Origin of the sequence: Endozoicomonas numazuensis (assembly GCF_000722635.1) — a bacterium.
GTDB classification, from domain to species: Bacteria; Pseudomonadota; Gammaproteobacteria; order Pseudomonadales; family Endozoicomonadaceae; genus Endozoicomonas_A; species Endozoicomonas_A numazuensis.
On the sequence record NZ_JOKH01000005.1, the window covers coordinates 88,975 to 113,883 of the forward strand.

The 24,909-nt window shown below is 46.2% G+C and carries 22 protein-coding genes and 1 pseudogene; 11 read left to right on the forward strand and 12 right to left on the reverse strand.

Features of this window, described 5'->3' with window-relative positions; translation table 11 throughout:
- Positions 1-30 precede the first annotated feature (30 nt).
- Complete coding sequence (gene ptsP, locus GZ78_RS19370) at positions 31-2,304, forward strand: phosphoenolpyruvate--protein phosphotransferase (RefSeq protein ID WP_034839848.1); 2,274 nt, start codon at positions 31-33, stop codon at positions 2,302-2,304.
- Between the two features lie 2 nt (positions 2,305-2,306).
- Here ptsP and GZ78_RS27710 read toward each other — a convergent pair whose 3' ends face one another.
- Positions 2,307-2,918: a TetR/AcrR family transcriptional regulator gene (locus GZ78_RS27710; protein ID WP_051786359.1), complete on the reverse strand. Its 612-nt coding sequence runs from the start codon at positions 2,916-2,918 to the stop codon at positions 2,307-2,309.
- Positions 2,919-3,089: 171 nt separating this feature from the next.
- Here GZ78_RS27710 and GZ78_RS19380 point away from each other — a divergent pair, with 171 nt between their 5' ends.
- The 3 genes from GZ78_RS19380 (at position 3,090) to GZ78_RS19390 (ending at position 6,342) form a co-directional block, all read left to right on the forward strand.
- Entirely contained in the window at positions 3,090-4,355 is a 1,266-nt protein-coding gene (locus tag GZ78_RS19380; RefSeq protein WP_034839851.1) for a sulfotransferase family protein, read from the forward strand.
- A gap of 161 nt (positions 4,356-4,516) precedes the next feature.
- The gene (locus GZ78_RS19385; protein WP_051786360.1) at positions 4,517-5,815 is read left to right on the forward strand and encodes an alkyl sulfatase dimerization domain-containing protein; all 1,299 of its coding nucleotides are present in this window, start codon (positions 4,517-4,519) and stop codon (positions 5,813-5,815) included.
- Positions 5,812-6,342 (forward strand): alcohol dehydrogenase catalytic domain-containing protein, encoded by a 531-nt coding sequence (locus GZ78_RS19390; RefSeq protein ID WP_051786361.1) that lies wholly within the window; start codon positions 5,812-5,814, stop codon positions 6,340-6,342. Before GZ78_RS19385 ends, GZ78_RS19390 begins: the two co-directional genes overlap by 4 nt.
- Before the next feature lie 51 nt (positions 6,343-6,393).
- Here GZ78_RS19390 and tnpA read toward each other — a convergent pair whose 3' ends face one another.
- Complete coding sequence (tnpA, locus tag GZ78_RS19395) at positions 6,394-6,798, reverse strand: IS200/IS605 family transposase (protein WP_034839854.1); 405 nt, start codon at positions 6,796-6,798, stop codon at positions 6,394-6,396.
- A gap of 69 nt (positions 6,799-6,867) precedes the next feature.
- Between tnpA and GZ78_RS19400 the strand changes: the two genes are divergently transcribed.
- Positions 6,868-8,139 carry an RNA-guided endonuclease InsQ/TnpB family protein gene (locus GZ78_RS19400; protein WP_034839856.1) on the forward strand — a complete coding sequence of 424 codons (1,272 nt, stop codon included), beginning with the start codon at positions 6,868-6,870 and terminating at the stop codon, positions 8,137-8,139.
- Between the two features lie 47 nt (positions 8,140-8,186).
- On the opposite strand, the gene GZ78_RS19405 is transcribed toward GZ78_RS19400, so the two are convergent.
- Positions 8,187-9,821: an IS1182 family transposase gene (locus tag GZ78_RS19405; RefSeq protein ID WP_051785764.1), complete on the reverse strand. Its 1,635-nt coding sequence runs from the start codon at positions 9,819-9,821 to the stop codon at positions 8,187-8,189.
- Here GZ78_RS19405 and GZ78_RS19410 point away from each other — a divergent pair.
- Both GZ78_RS19410 and GZ78_RS19415 read left to right on the forward strand, forming a co-directional pair.
- Positions 9,820-10,404: a zinc-binding dehydrogenase gene (locus tag GZ78_RS19410; RefSeq protein WP_034839860.1), complete on the forward strand. Its 585-nt coding sequence runs from the start codon at positions 9,820-9,822 to the stop codon at positions 10,402-10,404. The genes GZ78_RS19405 and GZ78_RS19410 overlap by 2 nt on opposite strands.
- Positions 10,405-10,428: 24 nt before the next feature.
- Positions 10,429-11,184 (forward strand): SDR family NAD(P)-dependent oxidoreductase, encoded by a 756-nt coding sequence (locus tag GZ78_RS19415; RefSeq protein WP_034839863.1) that lies wholly within the window; start codon positions 10,429-10,431, stop codon positions 11,182-11,184.
- A 118-nt stretch (positions 11,185-11,302) separates the two neighbouring features.
- Here GZ78_RS19415 and GZ78_RS19420 read toward each other — a convergent pair whose 3' ends face one another.
- The 4 genes from GZ78_RS19420 to GZ78_RS19435 all read right to left on the reverse strand — a co-directional run bounded on the left by GZ78_RS19420 (position 11,303) and on the right by GZ78_RS19435 (position 14,445).
- On the reverse strand, positions 11,303-11,962 hold the full coding sequence (locus tag GZ78_RS19420) for a hypothetical protein (RefSeq protein WP_201772764.1): 660 nt from the start codon (positions 11,960-11,962) through the stop codon (positions 11,303-11,305).
- A gap of 227 nt (positions 11,963-12,189) precedes the next feature.
- Positions 12,190-13,026 (reverse strand): substrate-binding domain-containing protein, encoded by an 837-nt coding sequence (locus GZ78_RS19425; RefSeq protein ID WP_034839869.1) that lies wholly within the window; start codon positions 13,024-13,026, stop codon positions 12,190-12,192.
- Between the two features lie 40 nt (positions 13,027-13,066).
- The gene (locus GZ78_RS19430) at positions 13,067-13,876 is read right to left on the reverse strand and encodes an anti-sigma factor family protein (RefSeq protein ID WP_034839872.1); all 810 of its coding nucleotides are present in this window, start codon (positions 13,874-13,876) and stop codon (positions 13,067-13,069) included.
- Complete coding sequence (locus GZ78_RS19435) at positions 13,873-14,445, reverse strand: RNA polymerase sigma factor (RefSeq protein WP_051786362.1); 573 nt, start codon at positions 14,443-14,445, stop codon at positions 13,873-13,875. The genes GZ78_RS19430 and GZ78_RS19435 overlap by 4 nt, the downstream gene beginning before the upstream one ends.
- Between GZ78_RS19435 and GZ78_RS29575 the strand changes: the two genes are divergently transcribed.
- On the forward strand, positions 14,444-14,590 hold the full coding sequence (locus GZ78_RS29575; protein ID WP_161787435.1) for a hypothetical protein: 147 nt from the start codon (positions 14,444-14,446) through the stop codon (positions 14,588-14,590). The two genes, GZ78_RS19435 and GZ78_RS29575, sit on opposite strands and share 2 nt — an antisense overlap.
- A 247-nt stretch (positions 14,591-14,837) precedes the next feature.
- Here the strand turns inward: GZ78_RS29575 and GZ78_RS19440 are convergent, their stop codons facing one another.
- Positions 14,838-15,275: a hypothetical protein gene (locus GZ78_RS19440; protein WP_034839875.1), complete on the reverse strand. Its 438-nt coding sequence runs from the start codon at positions 15,273-15,275 to the stop codon at positions 14,838-14,840.
- A gap of 268 nt (positions 15,276-15,543) precedes the next feature.
- The gene (locus GZ78_RS19445) at positions 15,544-16,356 is read right to left on the reverse strand and encodes an NRDE family protein (protein WP_051786363.1); all 813 of its coding nucleotides are present in this window, start codon (positions 16,354-16,356) and stop codon (positions 15,544-15,546) included.
- 544 nt (positions 16,357-16,900) lie between these two features.
- Here GZ78_RS19445 and GZ78_RS19450 point away from each other — a divergent pair.
- Complete coding sequence (locus GZ78_RS19450; RefSeq protein WP_034840473.1) at positions 16,901-17,701, forward strand: carbon-nitrogen hydrolase family protein; 801 nt, start codon at positions 16,901-16,903, stop codon at positions 17,699-17,701.
- A gap of 52 nt (positions 17,702-17,753) precedes the next feature.
- On the forward strand, positions 17,754-19,385 hold the full coding sequence (locus GZ78_RS19455; RefSeq protein ID WP_034839877.1) for a hypothetical protein: 1,632 nt from the start codon (positions 17,754-17,756) through the stop codon (positions 19,383-19,385).
- 236 nt (positions 19,386-19,621) lie between these two features.
- Here GZ78_RS19455 and GZ78_RS27715 read toward each other — a convergent pair whose 3' ends face one another.
- Both GZ78_RS27715 and GZ78_RS31040 read right to left on the reverse strand, forming a co-directional pair.
- Entirely contained in the window at positions 19,622-19,927 is a 306-nt protein-coding gene (locus GZ78_RS27715) for a transposase (RefSeq protein ID WP_051786364.1), read from the reverse strand.
- Positions 19,928-20,132: 205 nt separating this feature from the next.
- A pseudogene (locus GZ78_RS31040) lies at positions 20,133-20,237 on the reverse strand (hypothetical protein); the annotation flags it as partial.
- A gap of 360 nt (positions 20,238-20,597) precedes the next feature.
- Between GZ78_RS31040 and GZ78_RS19465 the strand changes: the two are divergent.
- Positions 20,598-21,956 (forward strand): hypothetical protein, encoded by a 1,359-nt coding sequence (locus GZ78_RS19465; protein WP_152558840.1) that lies wholly within the window; start codon positions 20,598-20,600, stop codon positions 21,954-21,956.
- Between the two features lie 600 nt (positions 21,957-22,556).
- On the opposite strand, the gene ppk1 is transcribed toward GZ78_RS19465, so the two are convergent.
- Positions 22,557-24,731: a polyphosphate kinase 1 gene (gene ppk1, locus GZ78_RS19470; protein WP_034839883.1), complete on the reverse strand. Its 2,175-nt coding sequence runs from the start codon at positions 24,729-24,731 to the stop codon at positions 22,557-22,559.
- Positions 24,732-24,909: the final 178 nt, after the last annotated feature.

Genomic DNA, 24,909 nt, shown 5'->3' on the forward strand with positions numbered 1-24,909 from the left:
AGACAGATAAACAGACTGGATTAAGTCACCATGTTGAATACCCTGCGTACGATTGTACAGGAAGTCAGTGCCGCTCCGGATTTGCAGGCTGCGCTGAATATTATCGTGCAGCGGGTTCGTGAAGCTATGGAAACTGAAGTCTGTTCTGTCTATCTCTATGATGCTGAGCAGACTCGTTACACTTTAATGGCGACAGAAGGTCTTAATAAAAAGGCTGTGGGTGTCGCTCGATTATCCCAGTCCGAAGGGCTTATTGGTCAGGTGGGTCTCAGAGAAGAACCTATTAACCTTAAAGAAGCGTCTTCACATCCTAAATACCGCTACATCAAGGAAACCGGTGAAGAAAAGTTTCATGCTTTTCTGGGGGTTCCTATCATTCATCACCGGATGATTTTAGGTGTTCTGGTGGTCCAGCAAAAAGATCAGCGTCGTTTTGATGAACATGAAGAAGCGTTCCTGGTCACTATGTCGGCACAATTGGCCGGTGTTATTGCTCATGCTGAAGCAACCGGCTCCCTGCATGTTACCGTAAATACCCAGAAAACCGCTCGATTCCAGGGTACTCCCGGTGCCACTGGTGTATCTATTGGTGAAGCCGTTGTGGTTGCGCCGGTTGCAGATTTAGGGGCGGTTCCTGACCGTACCTGTCATGATGTCAAGAAAGAGCTGGAATCTCTGGATTTGGCACTGGAGGCTGTGCGTTCAGAAATGAAGGCGACAGCCGACAAGCTTTCCGGCCATCTTCCCGCAGAAGAGCAAGCTTTGTTCGACGTTTATCTGCGAATGCTGGACGACAATGCTCTGGGGCTGGAAATCAAAAACCGGGTTAAGCAGGGTAACTGGGCTCCAGGCGCACTCAGACAGGTTATAGACGAGCATGTTCGTAATTTTGAGATGATGGACGATGCTTACATGCGGGAGCGTGCCGTTGATGTAAAAGATCTCGGTCGTAGAGTTCTGGCCAGTATTCAGCAACACGATCAGGAATCTATAACTTATCCTGACCAGACCGTGCTTATTAGTGAAGAACTAACAGCCAGCATGTTGGCTGATGTGCCTCGGGAAAAACTGGCAGGTCTGGTCTCTATCCAGGGCTCCAGTAATTCTCACGCGGCCATTCTGGCCAGAGCGTTAGGCATTCCTACCGTAATGGGGGCTGTTGATCTTCCCTATCACAAGATGTCGAGCAAGCAGCTTATTGTTGATGGCAACCTTGGGTTGGTATATGCATCACCGTCCAGGGAGCTGCTGGAACATTATCAGGCCGTTGTCGAAGAAGAAAAAGAGTTTACCGAAGGGCTTGAAGCGATCAGCGATTTGCCCTGTGTCACACTGGACGAACACCGGCTGCCGTTGTGGGTCAATACCGGTCTCATGACGGATACTGTTCGTTCTCTGGATCGAGGCGCGGAAGGTGTAGGTCTGTATCGTACAGAAGTGCCCTTTATGCTTCGGGAAAGGTTCCCCAGTGAGGCGGAACAGGAAAAAATCTATCGTCAGCAGCTCGAAGCCTTTTCTCCCAGACCCGTTACCATGCGTACGCTTGATGTGGGTGGGGACAAAGCGCTTTCTTACTTTCCCATTGAAGAAGATAACCCTTTCCTGGGGTGGCGGGGGATCAGGGTAACTCTGGATCATCCTGAAATTTTTCTGGTTCAGGTCAGAGCCATGCTCAAGGCCAGCGTTGGGCTGGATAACCTCCGCATCATGCTGCCTATGGTGACTAGTGTTTTTGAGGTAGAAGAAGCCCTGCACCTTATTCACAGAGCTCACGGTGAGGTGCTGTCAGAAGGTTTACCGGTGATGATGCCCCCGGTGGGTGTCATGATTGAGGTGCCTGCTGCCGTCTATCAAGTTCGTGAGTTAGCCCAGAGAGTGGATTTTCTATCGATTGGCTCCAATGATCTCACGCAATATCTTTTAGCAGTGGACCGTAATAATCCCAGAGTGGCTGACTTATACCATTCTTTCCATCCTGCTGTTTTGCAGGCACTGCGCAAGATCGTTGAAGATGGCCATAAAGAAGGTCGAACGGTAGGTATTTGTGGTGAAATGGCAGGTGATCCGGTAGCTTCTGTTCTACTTCTGGCCATGGGGTTTGACATGCTCTCTATGAGCGCCACAAACTTGTTAAAGGTGAAATGGGCGCTAAGAAAAATCACCATGGAAAGAGCCAAAGAAATTCTTGATGACGTAATGACACTGGACAATTCTCAGGTGATCCGAAGCTCGCTGGAATTGGCACTTTGCCGTGAAGGGCTCGGCAAAGTGATGGGTATTAAGAGCAAACGATTCTCCTGTTAGATTCACCTTTCTATAACGGCTGTAATACTGTCTATTAAGTTCTCGATAAATGTGTTCCATGCAATTCCCACAGCTCTTGAGCTATAAGCAGATAAGCTATGAAACAGCATGCAATCCACAATCAGCATGCGGGCACTGAATTCGTCAGGGCTCTCTACCTTGATTTTCTTTTTGAATATGGACGACAACCTCTGAGTATCAGGCAGAAAGGGTACTCGCTGGACGCGTAAGTCAGCATACTGGCTTGAAGACATCATCTGACTGTTGATACTGAGAAAAGCTTTCCCTCCCTGATCCTGTTCTACTCTTCTGGCCAATGGTTTAACCAGTATGCAAACAGCATCACGAAGAGAGTATTCTGCTCTCTGATTCAATACAGCAAGCATTTCGCCCCGGGCATGATCGATCTCTTGACTGTGTTTATCTAAAACAGCGTTAATCAGACCTACTTTATCGCCAAAGTGATATTGAAGAGCGCAACGATTTTTCTGTCCTGCTGCGCGGCTTATATCTACAAGGCTGACGTTGTCTATGCCTTTTTCGGCAAATAGTTTCTCGGCAGCATCGGTCAGATGTTTCCGGGTAGTCAGTGTGTCTTTTCGGGCAGTTTTCATGATTAGGACTATTTATATGCTTTACCAACATATTAAAACATGTGTCTTGATTTTTTAATACCTGCGTATTAAGTTCTTATTTAATACGTGCATATTAACTCAGAAGCCTGTTCTTTTTCATTGCTTCGAGTGATGGAAAACATTTCACAATAAAAAAATTGCGAGTGCTTTATGGGCAAAGAAATCCGCATCAATGATCTGGGAAATCCAGTGTATACCGATCTTCAGAAAAGTATTCTGGAGTTTGATGAAGCCCTGAACGTCGAGTTAAGTTGTGAGTCCATTTTGGCGGAAGCAATGGAAAAAACGGGTCTGGATGATTTTGGTTCTGAAGATTTTCTTGAGCGGCTGGACCTTCTTGTTGATGAGTGGAATAACGATTCCGGTCTCAGACAGATTGGACGGATGAGCTTGCGCAACAAGCTGGTTCAACATGCCAGTAGTCGTTTATTGATTCATGACGTATTGAAGAAACACCCTGAAATTCATGACATCAAAATTGAAAAGCCCATTATTGTGGCTGGGTTACCTCGTTCTGGCACGACGCACCTGCTAAACCTGATGGCCTCTGATCAACGGTTTCGAGCCTTGCCCTTGTGGGAGTCTTATGAACCGATTCCCTTGCCTGGTGAGTCACCGTTACCTGATGGTACCGATCCTCGCTATCAGCGTTGCAGTGATACCTGGGAAATGATGAAACAGGTTACACCTCATCTGGCAGCCATGCATCCCATGAATCCGGAACATATCCATGAAGAGCTGGAGTTAATGGGACCGGACTTTGCTTCCTATAACTATGAATGGCTGAATCAGTCACCCCGCTGGCGGGAGCATTATTATGAAACCGACCAGACACCTCATTATGAATACATGAAAACAGTGCTGAAAATCCTGATCTGGCAACAACGGGATACAGACACTCCCACTCGCTGGGTATTGAAGTGTCCGCAGCATCTTGAACAGTTGCCGGTGCTACTCAAGGTTTTTCCTGATGCCACTATAGCGGTGACTCATCGTGATCCAGTGTCTGTTATTCAATCCACAGTCACCATGTTGGCCTATGGCCAGAGAATGAGTCGCAAGTCTGTTAATACAGGGGGGCTGATAGATTACTGGCCAGATCGCATAGAACATTTGTTGAGAGCCTGTGCGAAAGATCGGGTTCAGCTGCCTGATGATCAAAGCATTGATGTCCCTTTTCACGAGTTTATGGCAGACGACCTGGGCATGGTAGAGAAAATCTACAGCAAGGCGGGCCTGGAAATGACGACAGAAGCCAGGCAGCAATTGCAGGATTATATTGATACTCACCCAAGAGGGAGGGAAGGTCAGGTTGTCTACGACCTTGAGGGTGACTTTGGTATTTCAAGGCAGGTGTTGAGCCAGCGTTTTAACTTCTATTTTGATCAGTTTCCTGTGAAGCAGGAATCCAGGTAGATAACAGCCATGAGCGGGAAATTAACAGCCATGAGCGGGAAATTAACAGCCATGAGCGGGAAATGCAGTTCACCCCGAATCATAAAAATGGCTAAAGGGTCTGATAGAGCTGCATTTTCATAGTAAAGAAACAAGAAAGGATTCAGTGGGGAAGAATAATAATGAGAGACCCAATCTATAAGTCCCGCCCGTTAGCACCTGAGCCTGCACGTCTGGGCGGCGAGCGTATCAATGACTTCATCATCATGTCAGAAGGCTTTTCCAACTGCTATTTGATAGAGACTCCGGCAGGCAGTATTCAGGTTAACGCGGGCATGGGCTTTGAAGCTCCGATTCATAAGAAGAACTTTGAGTCTTATTCAACGGATCCAGTGAAGTACCTGGTGCTTACTCAGGGACATGTTGATCACGTAGGGGGAGTCGGTTTTTTCAGAAAGGAATATGACGACTTAAAAGTCCTTGCCCAGGCAGGTAATACTGAGCATCAGGCCTATGACCAGAGACTTTCTCTGTTTCGTGGTAACCGTTCTGCTTTTGCTTTTACCAAAAAGTTTACGGATGCTTTTCAGTACTACGCCGATCAGGGGCTCAGTGATTTTCCTGCACAAGATGCACCAATACCGGACCTTCTTTTTGAAGATAAATATTGCTTCACTCTGGGAGGGTTAGATGTAGAACTGATAGCGGTTCCTGGTGCTGAAACCAACGATTCTCTGATCGTCTGGCTGCCACAGCATGATATTTGCTTTACCGGAAATCTCTTTGGCTGCCCTTTTGGCCACTTTCCTAATCTGGTGACCATTCGTGGTGACCGTTATCGTGACGCTCTCACCGTTGCAGCTGCTGTTCAGACTGTTCTGGATCTTGAACCCAAGATGATTGTCTATGGACATCACTCTCCTGTAGTGGGTAAAGCGGTGATTAGAGAAGAACTGACCTGTCTTCGTGATGCTATTCATCATGTTCATGATGAGACCGTCAAAGGTATGAATGAGGGTAAGGATGTTCATACCCTGATGCAGGAAATAACTATTCCACCTGAGATTGAGGTAGGAGAAGGGTACGGCAAAGTGTCCTGGAGCGTGAGAGCCATCTGGGAGCATTATGCTGGCTGGTTCCACCATCAGTCGACGACCGAGCTTTATACGACACCTCCTTCGTCTGTTTACGGTGACCTGATAGAGCTTTCTGGCGGAGCTGAAGCGTTGGTGGCTCGTGCGCAACATAAAGTTGAGCAGGAGCGTTATGAAGAAGCACTCCATCTACTTGATATCGTTTTCTCAAAAGACGATACCGGAGCCGCACTGGATACTGCCATTAATATTCATCAAAAGCTTCTGACTGGCAGTGAGAACTTCTGGCTGACCTCCTGGTTGCAGAATCAGATCGATCAGCTTGCCCTGCGTAAGGCAGGGCTACATCACACTAAAGCTTTGGCTGAAGAGGTTCAGGAATCATGAAACAGGTGCCGCAGATCAGGATACACGGCCCGGATCGCGTTCAGCTGGATCTTGTTGAACGGCCTGTTGCAGGCCTGGATGATGTCATTGTCCAGGTGGAGCAGTGTGGGATCTGTGGGTCGGATCTTGGGTACATTGCCTCTGGTGGTCTTGGGCCTGATACACCTATGCTTCTGGGTCATGAATTAGCGGGTACTGTGTTGGAAACAGGCGACAATGTCAGCCATGTCAGGGTGGGGGACAGGGTAACGGTGAATCCGGAGGCTGATGGCAACGGGATTGGTAATTACGGTTCTGAAGGTGGCTTTGCGCCTTGGCTTCATGTCAAAGGGGCTTCCAGAGATGAACAGGCTGTGATCAAGCTACCTGAAGGTATGAGTTTCGAAACAGGTGCTTTGATAGAGCCTTTGTCCGTAGCCATGCATGCCGTCCATCAGGGACAAGCCAAGCCTGAAGATCGTGCGGTTATTTTTGGTGCCGGGCCTATTGGATTAGGTATTCTTCAGGTTCTGAATTACTACCTGTAATCGAAAGAGTGCTCCCTGCGACCTAGCAGGGAGGTGAATTTCGTCAGCCCGTCAGGGCTGATCTTGGTTCTCGATATACTCCTTAATTACATCCAATGGTGCGCCCCCGCAGCTTCCGGCAAAATATGATCTCGACCATAAGACAGGCTTTCGATAAGCACCCGCAATATCACAAAACTCTTGCCTTAGTCTTCTGGACGAAACAGCTTTTAAACTGTTTATCAGTTTGGAAATAGACGGGGTTTTGGGCGTAAACTCAACCAGCAAATGCACATGGTCTGCTTCACCGTTAAATTCAACCAGCTCAGAATCAAAGCTCCCGCAAATTTCAGAAAAAATATCTTTCAGTCTTGTTAAGTGCAAAGCTCCCAGAACTTTCTTTCTGTATTTTGTGACAAAAACAATGTGGCAATGCAGGCTGTAAGCACTGTGCCGACCTTTCTTTACTTCCTGCATACTGATATTTTATAATCCGTATTATGGGCTATTATATATAGCATATAAGATATCACACTGATTGCATAAATGAAGATTATCAAGGCATATAAGTACAGACTGGACGTAACGCCAGAGCAGCATGAAAGGATTATGCAGCTCTGCGGTACATGTCGTTTTGTCTGGAATAAAGCCCTGAGCATCTGCAATGAAAAATGGAAGTCTGGCGAAAAAATTCCATCCTCTTACACCATGCACAAATGGCTTCCTACATGGAAAAAAGAAGAGGAAACCAGTTTTTTAGCCCAAGGTAACGCTGTAGCTTTGCAGCAAAAATTAAATGACCTTGGAGCTGCTTGGGGGAAGCATTTTGATGATCTTGCAAAGCTCAAAGCAGGAAAAATGAAAGAGGTTAAGTTTGAGAAGCCTTGCTTCAAACAGCGCAACAAAGACTCCCATAATTCCATTCGTATCATGCAGTTTTCAAAATACTGTAGAATAGAAAACCGCAGGGTGAAGCTCCCCAGTAAGTTAGGCTGGGTAAGATTCCGCAAATCCCAAGAAATTTGTGGGGAAATCAAAAACTGTACAATCACCCGTAAATCAGGACACTGGTTTATCAGTTTCCAGACTGAGCAAGAGCGGCTTGATCCGGTACACCCCTCTGAAAAGATTGTGGGTCTTGATATGGGGGTTAAGAAATTCGTAACCCTTTCGACTGGCGAGAAATATAAACCCTTAAACTCGTACAGGAAGCATGAGAAAAAGCTTGCCAGTGAGCAAAGGAAGCTTTCTCGAAAGGTGAAATTTTCTGAAAACTGGAAAAAGCAGAAACGTCGTATTAACAGGATTCACAGCAAGATAGCTAATTGCCGATCCGATTACCTCCATAGAGCCTCATACGAAATCAGCAAAAACCACGCAATAATCGTCATTGAGGATTTAAAGGTGTCGAATATGTCAAAATCAGCAAAAGGCAATGCTGAGAATCAGGGTAAAAACGTAAAGGCAAAATCGGGTCTTAATAAGTCTATTCTTGATCAAGGATGGTATGAGTTCAGACGACAGCTCGAATATAAGCAGGCTTGGCGAGGTGGTGAGGTTATCGCTGTAAACCCGGCATACACAAGTCGAACCTGCCCTGAAGAGTCCTGTCGTTACGAGTCAAAAGAAAACAGACCGAATCAAGAAACATTCAGGTGCGTTAAGTGTGGGTATGAAAATAACGCCGACATTGTTGGCGCACTGAATGTATTAAGTATTTGGGAGCTGGGTCACAGCTTGTCAGCCTGTGGAGAGGGTTCGTTGGAGTCCTCTGAGAAACAGGAACCACGGCGAAATCGTAAGAGAGTAGCCGCCTAGTAATAGGAATCCCCCAGCGACCTAGAGGGTGTCTTAAAAGCCAAAATTCAAACCCAGTGAGGCGCTTTGCTCGGTGTAGAATGACACTTCATTGGGACTCTTTCCCAGCTGTCCATTTTTTCTATAAATGGGTGACACTTCTCAAACAACGCCCAGAGAAGCCAGTTGTACCATAAAATAGCGTAAATATTGGCCTTTACAGCCCTACTCAGGTTGTAAGCCAGCAAGTGCAAACCAAATTCCAGTTTAACCTTTTCCAGCCCCTTGCGACGGAAGCGGTTTAATCCCTGTACATCCCGTAAATAGGCAAACACAGGTTCAACCATCGCCTTCCTTTTGCTGAAAGACTTTTTGGCTTTCGGATGCTGCATAACCTGCCTCAGTGCATCTTTAGCATCATCCATTGCATAGCGCTTTATGCGCCGCCCCTTCTTATTGCTCGTGCATTTATCTTTGAGAAGGCAGCCTTCGCAAGGCCCATTGCCATATATCTTCTGCTCCTTTGTGCGAGCGCTCCCTTTTATCTTACCAATGGGAGTCAACTCTTTTCCTGCAGGGCAACGATAAACGTCATTGGTTTCATCGTAATAAAAATGTCCCTTCTGGAACTTTTTGGATTCTTTGGGTTTGCCTGGTTCTTTACCCTCAGGGCATAGCAGGCTGATATCGTGCTCCAGACTGGTTGCAATGACTTCATCATTAAAATAACCAGCATCCAATAGCATTTCATCGACTGGTTTACCCGTGATCTGCATTGACTGATCAAGCATTGGATTTACGACAGTAGTTTCATTGGTAGGGTCTACAGCCTGAGCCAGTACCACCCGCTTGTTATTAGCTAATACGGATGGCTTGTAACTCGTTGTGTACCCTCGCCCCCGTTTCATCTTTTGGACAACAGCTTCAGGCTCTGTAGGGCTTACGACAGCACTTTCTGACTTACCGTTCTTCTTTCGCTTCGCGTTGCGTTCAACGACTGCTTCGAGAGCACTGCTGGCCATCTCCAGATTCTTTTGGCTTTCAGGGCAATCTGGATGGTTGTCAGCTTGCGTTTGTGCTGCTTCATGCACCTGTTGCGCAGCTTCCTGCTTCATCAGGTTGTAATTTGAGCAAGCGGCTTCTATAACGGTCCCATCACCAGCCAGACAACTTCCATCGGAGTCTGTTTTTTTGAGAACGGCTCGTGTCAGGCTTTCAAAGAAAGCACCGGTCATGGACTCGCTGTGCATATTGATGAAGCGACCAATAATGGCATGGTCTGGAAAAATCCCTCCGGTAACCCACATACAGCCAAGATCGACACGGGCTAATCGTTCCAGAGTTCTCAACGAGGTAATGCCTTGCATAATGCCATAGAGAATCAAACCCATCATATTACGGGGTGAATAAGGAGGACGTCCTTCTAATGCATACCTTTGCTCAAAATCAGACCAGTCCTGTTCATCAAGAAGGGATGCAACGGTAAAAGGTGTTTTTTGACCGGTTAGTTCAAGGTGCTCTTTCAGGTTAGTGTTGCCAAGAGTGATTGCGTTGGGGTCAGGAGCAACAAAACGTCGTTTGCCTGTTTTGTTGGCTGATCTTTTGGATTCATCCTGTTTTTTGTGATCAGAACTACTGGCTGTACCTGAAAAAATATCGAGCTGTGGAGCAGTATTAATTTTTATTTGAGTTCTTGTCGTCATGCTGAAGCCGGTAAAGCTACTTGAATATACAGATTACCGGCTTGTAGTAGGTTTTGCGACACCCTCCCTAGCTGGGGGAGGATGTCAAGGTTTAAAAGAGATTGTCATCGTCGATCGTTCTGAATACCGCCTCGGTGTTGCCAAAGCTCTTGGGGCTATCCCATTCAGAGCGGAGAGTGGTGAGCTGGGAGACTTCCTTCAGGAACGACATGGCTCTACTCAACTGATGGGTATGCCTGTTCCAGACTCTGATCTCTATTTCGAAGCAACAGGCGTTGGTCCTGTTTTCCAGCAGGCAGTGAACCTGTCTAAAAGGGGTGGGCGACTGGTTGTTGTCGGTGTTCATAAACAGCCCGTTCAGCTGGATCTGGTCAATGTTCTGATTCGGGAGCTGACAATTACCGCTTCCATGGCCTATCCCACCGAGTTTCCAAAAGTGATTGAAATGCTGGAAAGCGGGCAGGTTGATACTCGGTCAATGATCAGCCAGCGGTACTCTCTGCAAGATTTTGAAGAGGCATTGAACACTGCCAAGAACCCGGAAAGTGCTATTAAAGTATTGGTGAACTGCCAGCAATATTGATCTCAATAAGAACAAGGAAAAACTATGATCAACGCAAGAGCAGAATATAATTTCAGCGGAGCCAGAGTTTTAGTGACCGGGGGGAGCAATGGTATTGGATACGGTATTGCTTCAGCCTTTGCTGCCGCCGGTGCTCAGGTGACAATAACCGGCACCAGAGAAGCGTCTCAAGAGTACGACAACGACTTGTCTGCCTTCACCTATCAGTCACTGAAAGTAGAAGACAGGAGTGCTATTCAGTCTTTGGCGGATAATCTGGAAGGTTTGGATATTCTTATCAATAATGCCGGAGCCAGTTTGCCCGGAGGTCAAGATGAGTGGAATCCTGAGGTGTTTGATCAGGCATTGAGAATTAATCTAACGTCGACATTTGATCTGGCCAGTGCCTGTAAGCCCCATTTAACAAGGAGTGAGCTGCCTGGTGGAGCCTCCATTATTGGTATAGCTTCCATGACATCCTTTTTTGGTCATGAAATGGTACCAGGCTATGGAGCGGCAAAAGCAGGGTTGGTGCAATTGAGTAAAACGCTGGGGATCAGCTGGGCTCAGCATGGTATTCGTGCCAATGCCATTGCAGCTGGAATGATTGATACCCGTATGACATCTGTTATGAAAGACATTCCTGAAATGAATGATCCCATCATGAATCGCACCCCTATGAAGCGATGGGGAACGCCAGAAGACATCGCCAGTGCAGCGCTGTTTCTGTCCAGCCAGCATGCCAGTTACATTACCGGTCAAACATTGATTGTGGACGGAGGCTACTCAGTATTTGGCTGAGCGAACTCAGCCAAATAGACAAACTGTGTCGGGTGATATGTTGTTATTTACTATGAAAATGCAGCTTATCCGGGCTCTGTAGAGATCTTCATGTTTCGGGGTGAGCTGCATTTTCCGCTCATGGCTGTTTGGAAACAATATGCCAGACATTCTTGACGCCGTCGCCAGTGGTGTCACCGGGAGTCTTGTCTTTGAACCAGCGGTAGAGAGGTTGTCCCTGGTACGCCCACTGGTAAGTATCATCATTACGTTTAACGATACTAAAGCCACCAGAAACCTTGATGTTGCTGATTCCGTCTTTTGTCAGATCAGCATTGACGTATGCCGGCGGCCACTTAACCGCACAGTCACCGTAGCAATTGGATTGGTTCTGCTGATCTTTGTCGAAGGTGTACAAAGTTCTGTTCTGGGAATCGACCAGAAAACGCTGCTGGCCGTTATTATACAGCTTGACTGTAACATCATCTGCTCGTGCTAAAGGCCATACACCCTTAACGCCAGCACCTGTGATGTCACCCTGCTTCTTGTCTTTGAACCAGGTGTACAGTGGCATGCCATTTTTAGCCCACTGCTCGGAGCCATCACTTCTTTTTATCTTGCTGAATCCAGGAGTACTGGCAAAGTACTCGCTGCTTTTACCTTCCGCTATAAACGGTGGCCATTTGACAGCGCAATCGCCTTCACAGACGGATTTGCCATCGCTGTCTTTTGCAAAGGTATAAAGTGTCATACCACTGTTATCTACATAGACGTCACCCATAGAGGTGTTTGTAGACATATCAGACGCCCATACTGATGCGCTGCTCAGTACAGTGGCCATAACCATCGTTATGAATCGAGGTTTCATTGTTTAAAGTATCCCTGGGGTATTGGGTTCACGAGAAGTAGCCATGAGTGGAAACAATTCACTACCCACAGCGACGATTTTTTTTTCAAAAACAAAAAAAGGGCTGAAGGCAGGGGACCTTCAGCCAATACACACAGACGTTGAGCTCGGGGCAGGTGTTAGCGAGTCCAGCCCAGAGTTGCTACCAGTTTTTCCCCCTCATTACTGTTCAGGAATTTAACGAAATCGGCGGTTGCCGGGTCAGCTTTTGGAGACACTGCAATATTCATGTCCCGGTAAATCGTTCTGTCTTTATCCAGTTCTACGTAGTCCGCCTTTCCTGGGTTAGTCAGAGGCCAGTCGATCCAGGTTATCCAGGCATCGCCCTGGTTATTGAATTCCTTAAAGCCAGCACCGCTGCCTTTTTCGAAAGCAATAATGTTATTTCTCAATTGTTGAATATCTTTGAGGGAGCCTTCGCGGCCCGCGATATCTTCCCAGACACCAGTACCGGACGTGTTGTAAACACCCTTGCCTTCGGTAACAACAACCTTGGTACCTGGCTTCAGCAGATCATCAAAGCCTTGAATGTTCTTGGGGTTGCCCTTTTTAACCGCAATGATGGCTCGGCGGATGTAAACAGGCTGAACATCTTTCTGGGTAATGAAGTGGTAGTTTTCCAGGTAAGCAGTAATGGACTGCTCAGATGAACCAAAGATGATGTCGGCCTTAGCCTGAGCATCACGGGTCCATTTCTTTTCAGGTCCAAAAATGACTTCTACCTTTTGGCCTGTTTTCTTTTCATAGGCTTCAGCGACTTTAATCAGAGCGGAGTGAGGGCCACCCGGACCGTAGAGTCTGATTACACCATCAGCAGGATGATGCTGAATAGAAGCGTCGTAGAACATACCCTCACGGTCATCCATGTTGTCCATAACCGTAGTGGCAGAAGCTATGGAGGAGGCTGTTAGAGTAGCCAGGGCAATAGAGGTCGCCAGTGCTTTAATTTTTTTCATACCTAAGGTCTCACTTGAGGGTACTGGTTATTCGGTTTGTTCAAATCGTTTTGATTTTTAAATCGTTGACAGCTGGCATAGCTCGGCGTGGGCCAACCATCAGCAGGCCAGAAGATTTCATGGGCAGTGCCCGGATCTCTGTACCGTTTTTTTCACTGGAGTAACTACCCTGCTGGGCAATAGCTTGTCGAACTTCCGGGTTTCTGAAGAGTACTGACTCATTTATGCGATATTGGAAGACGATGTCTTTGCCGCTGCGCATGGCATATACCTGAGCGGGAGCTCCCCCTATAGAAGTTTCCCAACTGGACAGAAGGGTTCCTCCAGGCCAGCTGGCAGGTGCTTCCGTTAATTGCTGTGACACAGGCAGTATGTCTTGCTGAGCTGTCTGATATTCAGACAAAGCGTCTGCCACCATAGGAATATTGCTATGAGGGACATTGGGTATCTGTTGCATATACAGAGTCACAACCAGAGCAAAAGCAGTTGCCCAGCCTCCGGTTGAAAATGCCAGTTTCAACCATTGACGTTCCAGCCATCGTGCTGGCGTAGAAACTTTGGGCGTTTGCCGCTGAGTTTCTACTGTGTTTTGAGGCTGCTCGGTGATTCGGTCCAGCTTTTCATGCAGGCTGGCAGACATTCTTTCCAGGGGCAGTGAACTCAAGTGATGACTCAGTGAAAACTGTCTGGCAAGGTCATCCCGGCAGAGCCTACAACCTGCCAGATGTGCCTCTACAATCATTACTTCGTCGTCTTCCAGTTCGTTATCGGCATAGCCTGCCAACAAGTCCTGTAAAGCTGTGTGCAGTTCCTGCCATTTAGTATCTTCAGTGTTGTAGGAAGCGTTCATGACATACCTCCTGTTGATTTTGCACGAACATGGTTTGAGCTGTTATTGCTCGATTTGATTATTATGCTGGATAGCATTCTTCTTGCTCTGGAGAGGCGGCTCATAACCGTGCCTTTTGGAATACCAAGGATTTCACTGATTTCCAGATAACTGAGCCCTTCTACATCTCTGAACAGGAGAACTTCGCGAAACTCGGAAGGCAGGGTTGAAATAGCAGTTTTCACCTGCTCCTGGTTCTGTTTCTGCAGCAGTTCTTCAAAGGGGCCAGCAGCGGAGGAGGAATGTTTTTGCAGCTCCTCATCCTCAACACTGACAACCGGTGCGAGCTGTGCTCTTCTTGATTCCCGTCGTACGTCATCAACAATGACGCTATGAAGTATTTTCAGTAGCCAGGCATAGACCGTTTCTGTCTCTTTGAGATCAGAGAAGTGTTTCCAGGCTTTCAGCATACTCTCCTGCACCCAGTCTTCAGCTCGCTGTCGCGAGTCTGTCTGGCGCACAGCTACAGAGAACAAACGATCACGCCAAGGTGTCGTTAGTTGTTGAAACTGTTGTGCAGTGTGAGACATGGATACACCAAAAAGATTACTCACCCTTAAAGACGGAGCGAGTTCCTTATTTATTCCTGAGTTTTTAAAAAATAGTCAGATTTTTTTAGATCAGCATTATTTTAAGGCTGAAAAATACGGGGTTAAGCAGGATATCTTCCTTTAAAGAAAGGGGGAGAGCTGCAGGGGTAGCAGGCTCGGGACGTATTTAAACGAGTGCGAAAATTTTATGAAGTATCCGGTTCTTGCTAACTCTTTTTTTGGCTGACACATTTTGTCGTTCATTGTATGGGTAAGACGACAAAATGCTGTTATTGAGGGAAAGGAGTCAGGAACCTGACGGGCAACGTTCTTTAATGTTTGGAAGCGTCCGAAAGAGCGCGTACCCGTGTTTCTGCAGTTTTACCCAGCTCCTAGCCTTCTTTACCGGAAGTATCGGCTTTTTTACCGTACACAATGACATTGGATGAATGATCAATGGGTGCCTGGATATTAAGCACAATCTTCTTGATAGAGCGGTAGTGATCAGGGATCGGAAATTCTCTCGTTTCCAGTCCTGCCAGGATCAGCTTTTGAACACTCAGCTTGATAACATGTCCATCACTCATATGAACCTTGGCAGAGCGGATCTTCAAATTCCCCCGGGTAACATGGAATTTCAGTGTTTTGTAGGGAATGGTTTTAGCTTCAGCAGCAATACGGATGGTCGTGGTGTCATCCGTCGGGATGATTTGCTTCTCACCTATTCTTTGCCAGTCTCCGTCTGAGGCTGCCTGCAGTGTCATGGAAAACACAAGCACAAGAGTGGCCAGGAGGGACTGATAAAGTCGGGTTGGGGTTTGTAATCTCATCTTATACTCCTTACTTCTCATAACGCATTGACTGCGAAAAAATGCACTTTACGGAAGGCAAGGAAAGAACGTTTTCTCAAGCCTTCTGAAAGGAATAGAGACTATTAAATAGTGATAGAGCCTAGAGCCTAGCTGGTTTTGGTTGCTTTGTTGTCATTTTTTAAACTGACCACCGTTCAAATTTATGGAGGCAGAGCTTTCCGCTCAGGGCTGGAAACAGTTGCAGTAAACCGTTCCATTGCTTGTGGCGTGAAAGCCTTTATGAAACTCATGGCTGTTTAGATTGGGTTACCGATTTTTCTGAAGACGTCCATTGCATCGGGAACTTCATTGAGAACTGGAATTTTTTTCCGGTTTCTCCATGAGGTTGATACATCTGTTCAGTCCAACTGAGTGAACCCTGTTTGTCGAGAATCAAAACACTGGTGTTACGGGTTCCGTAATGTTCGCTGGCTATAAAGCAACTGGATAAAAACTTTTCCCGCTCTTGTCCCACTCCGGTTTCCGGCAGCTGGTCATCAGGCGCTTTTGAGCCGTTATGCATCATGGCAATCAGCGCTTCAGGTTCGGGCTTTGGCCGCTCTTCGACATGCTGGGTCAGCCCTTGTCGAACGTTCTCCAGCTTGGGCCAAGGCGTATTAAGGAGGTGGTTGCTGAGGGCATGGTATCCCGGCTTAAGAGAGATAATACTGCCCATACGGTTGGAGTAGTAATACAAACCACTGGAATCGCCCACCAACAGGTTAAATCCGGAGTATTGCTCAGCAGAACTGTGAATCACGCTAAGGTATTCTTTGGATGAAAGGTCACTGCTCAGAAAGTTACTGACCAGATGGCCCCGGGAAAGTGTTCCAGGTTGAATAGGCAGTTCCCGATAGTTGGTGACAGCAGCAATGCGGCCTCTACGACTCAGAGCCAGCCAGCTGCCCCCGGCCTCGATATCACGACCCCCAAGAATTTCAGGGTTATCTTCCCAGAAGTGCACTGTTTTTGCGGGTCGCTCATAAAACTCATCGCGGTTGGCGACCAGAATCAGTGGATATTGGGCATCCGGTTGCCAGGACAGGGAAATCAGACACATAGCTAGAAATCATCTCTTGTTTTTATCAACGCTGCTGATGTCACACAAGCAGCCATGAGCGGGAAATGAGGCTCACCCCGTAACATGAAAATGGCTACATGGCTATGATAGAGCTGCATTTTCATAGTAAACAGCTGTGAGCTGGAAATGTCATTGGGTGCTACTGATGAAAAGATATAACGACATTCTCTTAACAAAAAGATATACGTTGTTTTTGCTTACTCTGATTCAAAGGGTATCACATTCATTTAGTGCTTTTCTGGCCACTAACAGAATCGGCTCCTGAACTGTTTTTATTTCGGCTTTGTTATTTTGCTGTTCGAGCAAACGTGCCAGCCACTTTCTGTCTCGCAGTGTGTCGAAGCTTCGAATGATTGGGGCTTGTTCCAGAAAATATGCGAGAGCTTCCTGGGTATATCAGGGGCTGGGAGCCTGTCTGCCACAGATCAGTTGGGATTCATAATGGGTAAATGCTATTTAATGCCACTTAATGTCATTTCTTATTAAACTGGAGAAGATAATCTATAGCAGAGGGGGAAAGATTATGAGTAAAACGCTAACCGCTGCTGTGATCCAAATGTGCTCTGGACCTGATGTTCAGGCCAATCTCAAACAAGCTGATGATCTTTTATCAGGTATGGCATCGACTGCAGATATTATTGTACTACCCGAATGTTTTGCCCAAATGGGAGGTGATATTCCTGCTTTGGGCAACAATACCTGTGTGGTCAGAAACTGGATGTCTCATGTGGCCCGCCAATCCAAAGCCTGGCTGGTAGGTGGTTCTATTCCGTGTGTGGTGAATGAGGGAGAGAACAGCAGGGCTTCCTGTTTTGTTTATGATCCTGAGGGTAATGAGGCCACTCGGTATGACAAGATTCATTTGTTTAATGCGGACGTATCGGACGGTACACGTCGCTATCGGGAGTCTGACGATTATTCTGCAGGAACGGGTCTGAGTGTGGTGGATATGGAGTTCGCCAAAACCGGCTTAACTATCTGTTATGACGTGCGTTTTCCTGAGCTGTATCGACAGCTGAGAGTAAAGGGGGCAGACATTATTACGGTACCTTCTGCATTTACCCGAGTGACGGGGCAGGCTCACTGGGAGCCTTTGTTACGGGCTCGTGCTATCGAAAACCAATGTTTTGTACTGGCAGCTAATCAGGGTGGAACCCATCCGAGCCAGAGAGAAACCTGGGGGCACAGTATGATAATTTCACCCTGGGGTGAAGTTTTGGCTGAAGCAGAAGAAGCTCCCTGTGTGCTGATGGCTGAGCTGGATATAAAAGCACTAAAGGAGGTCAGGCAGCAAATGCCCTGTTTTGATCATCGAGTGTTATGAAAGAGCTGTTTCTATACTTGCAGTAATCTACAGCGAATGACAGGGCGTCATAATGCCAAGCAAGGGAATCAATATTTTTGGCAGTATGGGGAGCATTTCATCCTCTACGAGCTCTACCAATTCGGATTGGGAAATTGATCCTGATGATGAGTTGAATCTAGCGACCGGAAAGCCGCTGGAGCTTAACAAGAAAATAGGTGCTTTCAGGGCCAGAACGGCTAAAGAAATCGAGAGCAAGCAGAAGTATCTTGGGCCTCCAGAAGCGTTCAAAGAAAACGGACCCGTCAGAAATCAGCGTTTAAAATATATCTGGCTGCGAGGCGTGGGTAAGTTGATAGGGCTGTTCGGCAGGGAGACACCGGTCTATCACAAGCCTATAAAAGATATCGTCTACCCACAGCCCAAGCCGGAAAACCTGACAAAACCGGATGACGCTCAGGTGGACATTTTTACTTCGGATAGAAACCTTGCGAGTTATCTGACCGGCTCTGAGCCGGTATTTGTTCGCACTGAAAGTGATCGTCCTCTCTTTAATGCCAGTGAACCCATACCTGAAGATGTCAGGCAGTCCGATAGCAGAGCCACCTGCTATTTATTAAGTGCTCTGGCTTCTTATGCTGCGTCTCCTGTGGGTAAACAGCTGCTGTTGAACAATATCCATCCTTTGAAGCCCGGTTATGCTCTGGTTAAATTCCATGATCCCAGTTTGGAGCAGGCTATTCAGGTTATGGTGAAAACCGATCGCCTGATTGATCAGAAAGGAGCCGATCTTTATTCCTTTGACAATGATAGTCGTTCAAGTTGGGTTGGTACGGTAGAAAAAGCGTTTCATTCCTTTAGAACGTCTATGAAGGAAAGAATTGAAAGCTTTAACCGGGTTGCAAAGAGTGAGAAAGATGGAGAGGCAGAAATCCATTACCAGGCACTTTTGCAGGATTTGATTGATAAAGGTGAAGACCATACGACTCTGGATCATTCCCATATTTTTAAAGCCATCCGTTTTTTGCCACCTATGCCGGAGTGTGCAGACCCTCCTGAAGGTTTGGTTCAGGATCTTCACTCACCAGTCCTGTTTAACCAGGATGATCTTTCAGACAAGCGAAGTCTGGAGTTGTTAAAAGCCAATGTGGATAACGGTGTCCCGATGATTCTTGGAACACGCAGTGATGCTGCGGGGATAGTGAATGCCATCTACTCGGGTACTCCCACTGATCATGCCGTAGCGGTTTTAGGGCCGGCTACAACCTTGGTGGATGGGAAACCTGTTGAAGGATTGCTGATCTATGACACTTATGGTGATTCTCTGGATGGAAATAGCGAGGTCGATCATTACTCGCCAACGTTGAAAAGCAAAAGACAGGACAGTGGTATTGACTCAATGGTCTCGAAAAGCCCCGTATCAGAGTTTGAAGCGGCCTTTGAATGGGTTGATATTACCGATGCGCCCTCGCCCGAAACAGACCCTGATCTGGATGGGTTTGATGTTGTAGGCCTTGATGATCTGCTGGATGAAAGTGAGGTAGATAGTGACTTTGGTTTTGAGAAAGTGGAAGGATTTGAAGAAAAGCAGTTATTGACCAAAGCTTCTGGTAGAGCGGTTCGGTTTTTCCCATACAGTGATTTGCACAAGTACTTTTCCCGGGGTGCCACTGCAGTTGGAGGATTAAGGCCAAAGTCGTCTTAAACCTGAGTTCCATTACTGCTGCAGTGGCTATTGACTATAAAAATGCGAACCTGCAGCCGTTTTCATGTTTCGAGCTAAGCCGCATTTCCCGCTCATGGTTGTCTNTAAAATCCAGAAAGAGCGGCCATCTTTTCCACTGAATTTGCTTAAATAGGTCAACTATTCGCAAAAATTCAGTGAAAAAGCTGACTCGTTCTACTGAATTTTATGCTCGGACGCTATTCTCGGTCAGCCTCCTAGTGCGCATAATTAGCCAGTGTTTCCAGTAATCTTCTCTGGGTATTTCTACGACGCTGACCTCTTGAGGGCTTGTTTTGTAGATAATGACCATCGCTTTGTAACTGCCAGCTGCAGGTATTGTCTGACAGGTATAGCTCCAGCTCCTTCTTACGAAAGCGGGTGACCAGGCTGAGTCGCATGTATTGTGGATGCCCGTCATCGTTTGTTTGTACTGCTGCCACAAAGGGATGCTTGTTTTCTGAGCCTCGACCGCGTTTGCCGCCATGCTTTTCACCTCCCCAATAGGCATCATCGATTTGCACACCGCCTGTGAGTGGATGACGGTTGTCACGCTCTTCATCACTTGCATGAGCTTATGTTTCAAGCGCCATGAAGCGTTGTAAGAAATGCTCAGCTGGCCTGACAACGCCGAGGTAGAGATTCCATTTTTGGTCTGTGTCATGAGAAACATGGCCAGAAACCAGGTTCTGAAAGGCAGCTTGGTCGATACCATAATGGTGCCAGTGGTCAGAGAAGTCTGGTGATGACAGTGATTGCACTGGTACAGTTCACGGTCTTGAGAACACAATGTTCTTTTGACTTACACATTGGGCACTCAAACCCGGCAGGCCAGCGCTACCGAAAGAATTAATCCCGGCATTTCGATTCTTCATCATAAAGTTCGAAAAACCGAATCAGACTCAACCCTTGCTGAAACTGAATCTTATTCTTGGCCATGACAGACCTTATACAGGCCGGAAACCATTGTCGTCAGTTTAGACGGTTATAGGGCTTTTAGTGGGCTTAGGTAAGGTGGTAATCAGGTAATGATTTTCATCCATTAATCATGGACAAAAGACTTAAAGACCTAAAGACGTGAGGTTCATTCTATATTGGAGAAGACTAATAATTGACCTACGCTTATCGGGTTATGTCAGCTCTTATTTTTGGGATTATGAAAATATTTGAACCACATATTATGAGTTTTGTGAAATGCATCAGGGTAAAATGAGGGTGTTTTTTTTATTCGTGTTTGGATGGTGTTTGGCTACGGAGTCTGTTGTATGTCATTCAACAGAACACGATAGCACTATTTCTGCTTTTTTATTGTTTTTCAGTATTATCAAGTTAATGCCTTATACCGAAGTTAGTTTAAAAAGTGATGAGAATGGATTAGATCCCTTATATTCAGGTGTGTCAGGCTTCTCAATGAAAAAAAATATTGACGATCATTCTTTGTTTAATTCTGTCATCTTGTTGCCTTATGTTGAAAAAACTAAAAATGGAAATTCTAAGGGGCATTCCAGCCAAAGTAAAACAGGAGTAGCACTTGGTGCTACAGGAATAACACCCGGTGCTACAGGAATAACATCTGGTGCTACAGGAATAACACCTGGTGCTACAGGAGTAACGTCTTGTGCTTCAGAAGGCGGTGGCGGAGACCCGGACGATGGCAGCAGTACTTGTGTTGCAGAAGAATTAAAACTACCAGTGTGTTTTATTTGTCTGGAAGTTCTCCATGTCAATGATGTTTGGTATACCAGAGACTGTAATCAACCCTTGTGTGTTAATTGTGGTGAAAAATTTTGTCAAGCTGCTTCCAGATGCCTTTGTGGAAAAAATGCAGATATAATAATAGCCTGTTCTGAGTGTAGGGAAGTTGAAGATTTTAGAACCTCTTTTGATTTTTATTATCATGCTATGAAGCATCAGAAATCGAGGACAGGAATCACTCTTGAGTTACGATACAAAAATAATGGGCAGAATAAAGTAGTTGTATTATGTGGAGTGAGGGATAAAGTTACGAAAATGATCGATAAAGAGTTTATTACCATCTTTTGTCCCTTTCCTGAGTGTTGTAATGCTCCTTTTGTTGGAGGAGAAAAATTTAGTATACATTATAAGGCTGTGCATTCTTGGGAACCTGATGTTTGTCAACTGAGTGAGGGCTGTGATAAAAAGCAGGGAGAATATCACTCTCTTTTATACCATGCTATTGCTGAACTTGAGATCAAGGTAGGCGATTGTTTTGAGCTTTATGTGAATGAATGGTGCGACTTTCTTAAAAATATTCCGGGTAGATTTATCAAAAAATGGCTTTGCACTGAATGTGAGTCAGCAGGGTATAATCGAGAGAGTTTTAATCCCAAGAGGCTTATTTTTAAGTACGATTCTTATGATGAATTTTGTGAGCATATAAGAGAGTACCATACTTGCCACTTTGAACAAGCTGACACTTGTCATCGTGTTTACAGTTGTGATGGTATTACTGATTCTAAAAGGGAAATTTCTTATCCTAAAATGTATCGTCTGATCAAAAAGGAAGAATGTTCTGCTGGAATAAGACAATAAGTGCAATCGACTGAAATTTTAGAAATGAGTCAGCTACTGGTACATTTCGTAGCTCTCACACTCAGAAATGGAAGTCAGAATGAGTTTACCATTCGGACAATACAAGCAGCTGACTCTCGGTCAATGATACCAGATACAGGCACTGCTTGGAATGAGTTGCTTACAAGGCTTGTGATTACAATGACTTGGAATATCTGTATCTGAAAATTAGGCAGGAAGCTCTGAAATGATCAGCGAACCTGCGAAAGAGCCGTTTTTCCCATACAGTGATTTGCACAAGTACTTTTCCCGGGGTGCCACTGCAGTTGGAGGATTAAGGCCAAAGTCGTCTTAAACCTGAGTTCTTCTACTGCTGCAGTGGCTATTGACTATAAAAATGCGAACCTGCAGCCGTTTTCATGTTTCGAGCTAAGCCGCATTTCCCGCTCATGGTTGTCTAGGAGGCTGACCGAGAATAAACAGCCCGGCCTAAAATCGAGAAAGAGCGGCCATCTTTTCCACTGAATTTGCTTAAATAGGTCAACTATTCGCACAAATTCAGTGAAAAAGCTGACTCGTTCTACTGAATTTTATGCTCGGACGCTATTCTCGGTCAGCCTCCTAGTGTGCATAATTAGCCAGTGTTTCCAGTAATCTTCTCTGGGCATTTCTACGACGCTGACCTCTTGAGGGCTTGTTTTGTAGATAATGACCATCGCTTTGTAACTGCCAGCTGCAGGTATTGTCTGACAGGTATAGCTCCAGCTCTTTCTTTACCCGGGCGGCAAGCTTGGGTTCTTCAATAGGGAAGCAGGTTTCAACACGCATATCCAGATTTCGCACCATGCCGTCAGCACTGGAGCAATAAACTCTGAAACGGTCATCATTCTCAAAGTAGAAAACGCGGGTGTGTTCAAGAAAACGTCCAACAATCGAACGTACCTGGATGTTTTCAGAAAGCCCCGGAATACCTGGGCGCAGACAACAGATACCACGAATGATCAAGCGAACTTCAACGCCCGCTTGAGACGCTCGGTAGAGTGCCTTGATCAAGTGGCTTTCAGTCAAAGAGTTAACCTTGATAATCACTCGGGCGGGTTTGCCTTCTTTGGCATTCACAGCTTCCTGATTGATCAGCTCGATCAGGCTTTTCTTCAAAGTGAAAGGGGCATGGAAAAGTTTACGCACCCGAACAGCTTTGCCCATACCTGTCAGCTGTTGAAAAATCTTCCGGACATCATTGGTTATGTCTTTATCACAGGTTAGTAAGCTGTAGTCGGTATAGAGCCTGGCGTTACCAGCATGATAATTACCTGTGCCGAGGTGTGCGTACCGCTGTATCTTTTTGCCTTCCCTGCGAACAATGAGAATCAATTTGGCGTGGGTTTTATAGGCAACCACTCCATATACGACAACGGCTCCGGCTTCCTGAAGTCTTCTTGCCAGTGCCAGATTTTCTTCTTCGTCAAAGCGAGCCCTGATTTCTACGATGACGGTTACTTCTTTACCCTTTCTTGCTGCTTCTACCAGAGCATCAACCATTTCTGATCGTGCACCGGTCCGGTACAGTGTCTGACGAATAGCCAGAACGTTAGAGTCGGTAGCAGCCTGACGCAGCATATCCACAACAGGAGTGAATGATTCGAAAGGGTGATGCAGCAGAATATCTGATTTGCGGATGGCATCCAGCACATTGACCGAACGGGTGCTTCGGGTTTGCAGTGCTTTGGGATAGCCGGGTGTAAAGCTCGGGAATGTCAGGTGTTCGAATTCCGGCGAGACTTCGTTGCACACAGACATCATTCGGGTCAGGTTGACTGGACCATCAACACGGTAAAGCTCATTGTCAGTCAGACCAAATTCTTTCAAAAGGAAGTCGACCAGAGGCTTAGGACAGTTATCCACAACCTCCAGGCGAACAGTCTCACCATAACGGCGGGAAAGCAGTTCACCTTGCAGGGCTTTAGCAAGGTCTTCTACTTCGTCTTCAAGGTCGAGATCACTGTTTCGGGTCAGTCGAAACTGGTAACAACCTTTTATGGTCATGCCCGGAAAAAGATCCTGCATATGCAGGTGAATGATGGACGACAAAAATACATAGTTCTTGCCGCCCTTATCACAGACTTCATCAGGCAGTTCAACAACTCTGGGCAATGATCTTGGTGCCGGAATGATCGCCATACCGGTTTCACGGCCAAAAGCGTCTTTTCCTTCCATGGCCACAATAAAGCAGAGCAGTTTGTTGGCCAGTCTTGGGAAAGGGTGGGCCGGGTCCAGACCAATGGGACTGATGATAGGCATCACTTCGTTATAAAAGAAGCGCTTGATCCAGGCTTTCTGTTTGTCATTCAACTGATGACGACGAACAAATCGTATGCCTTGCTTGGCCAGTCTGGGCAGCAGTTTGTCGTTCAGTATTTCATACTGCAGTTGAACACTTTCCTTGGCCTGATTACTGATTTCTTTCAGAACTGCCTGAGGGCCCAGGCCATCCAGACCTACCTGTTCACGGGCAAACTCTACCTGTTGCATCAGTCCTGCAACACGGATTTCAAAAAATTCATCCATGTTAGAGCTGTATATCAGCAGGAAGCGGAGGCGCTCAATAAGAGGGTGATCGTCGTTCAATGCCTGTTCAAGAACACGGCGGTTGAATTGCAGGTGGCTTAGCTCCCTGTTGATGTAGTATTCCGGGTTACTGAGGTCTGTAATACGTGGAGTCGGAACTGCAGGCTCCAGATTCTCTTTGGTGCTGGCTTGGGGTTCGGGGAGTTCCCGGTCTTGTGAGTTATCCATGGGACCTCTTGCTGAAAATATTTTTATCCTGTGACGATAAATGCAGGTTTATGCGTGTATTTTACCAGATTTAAATGAAGTTCTAATGAATTGCAGGCAGATGTGTCAATTAGCTTTAAGTGGATTGTCTTAATTTGCAACTGTTATTACGTATTGTTTAGAAATGAATAAAAATCCA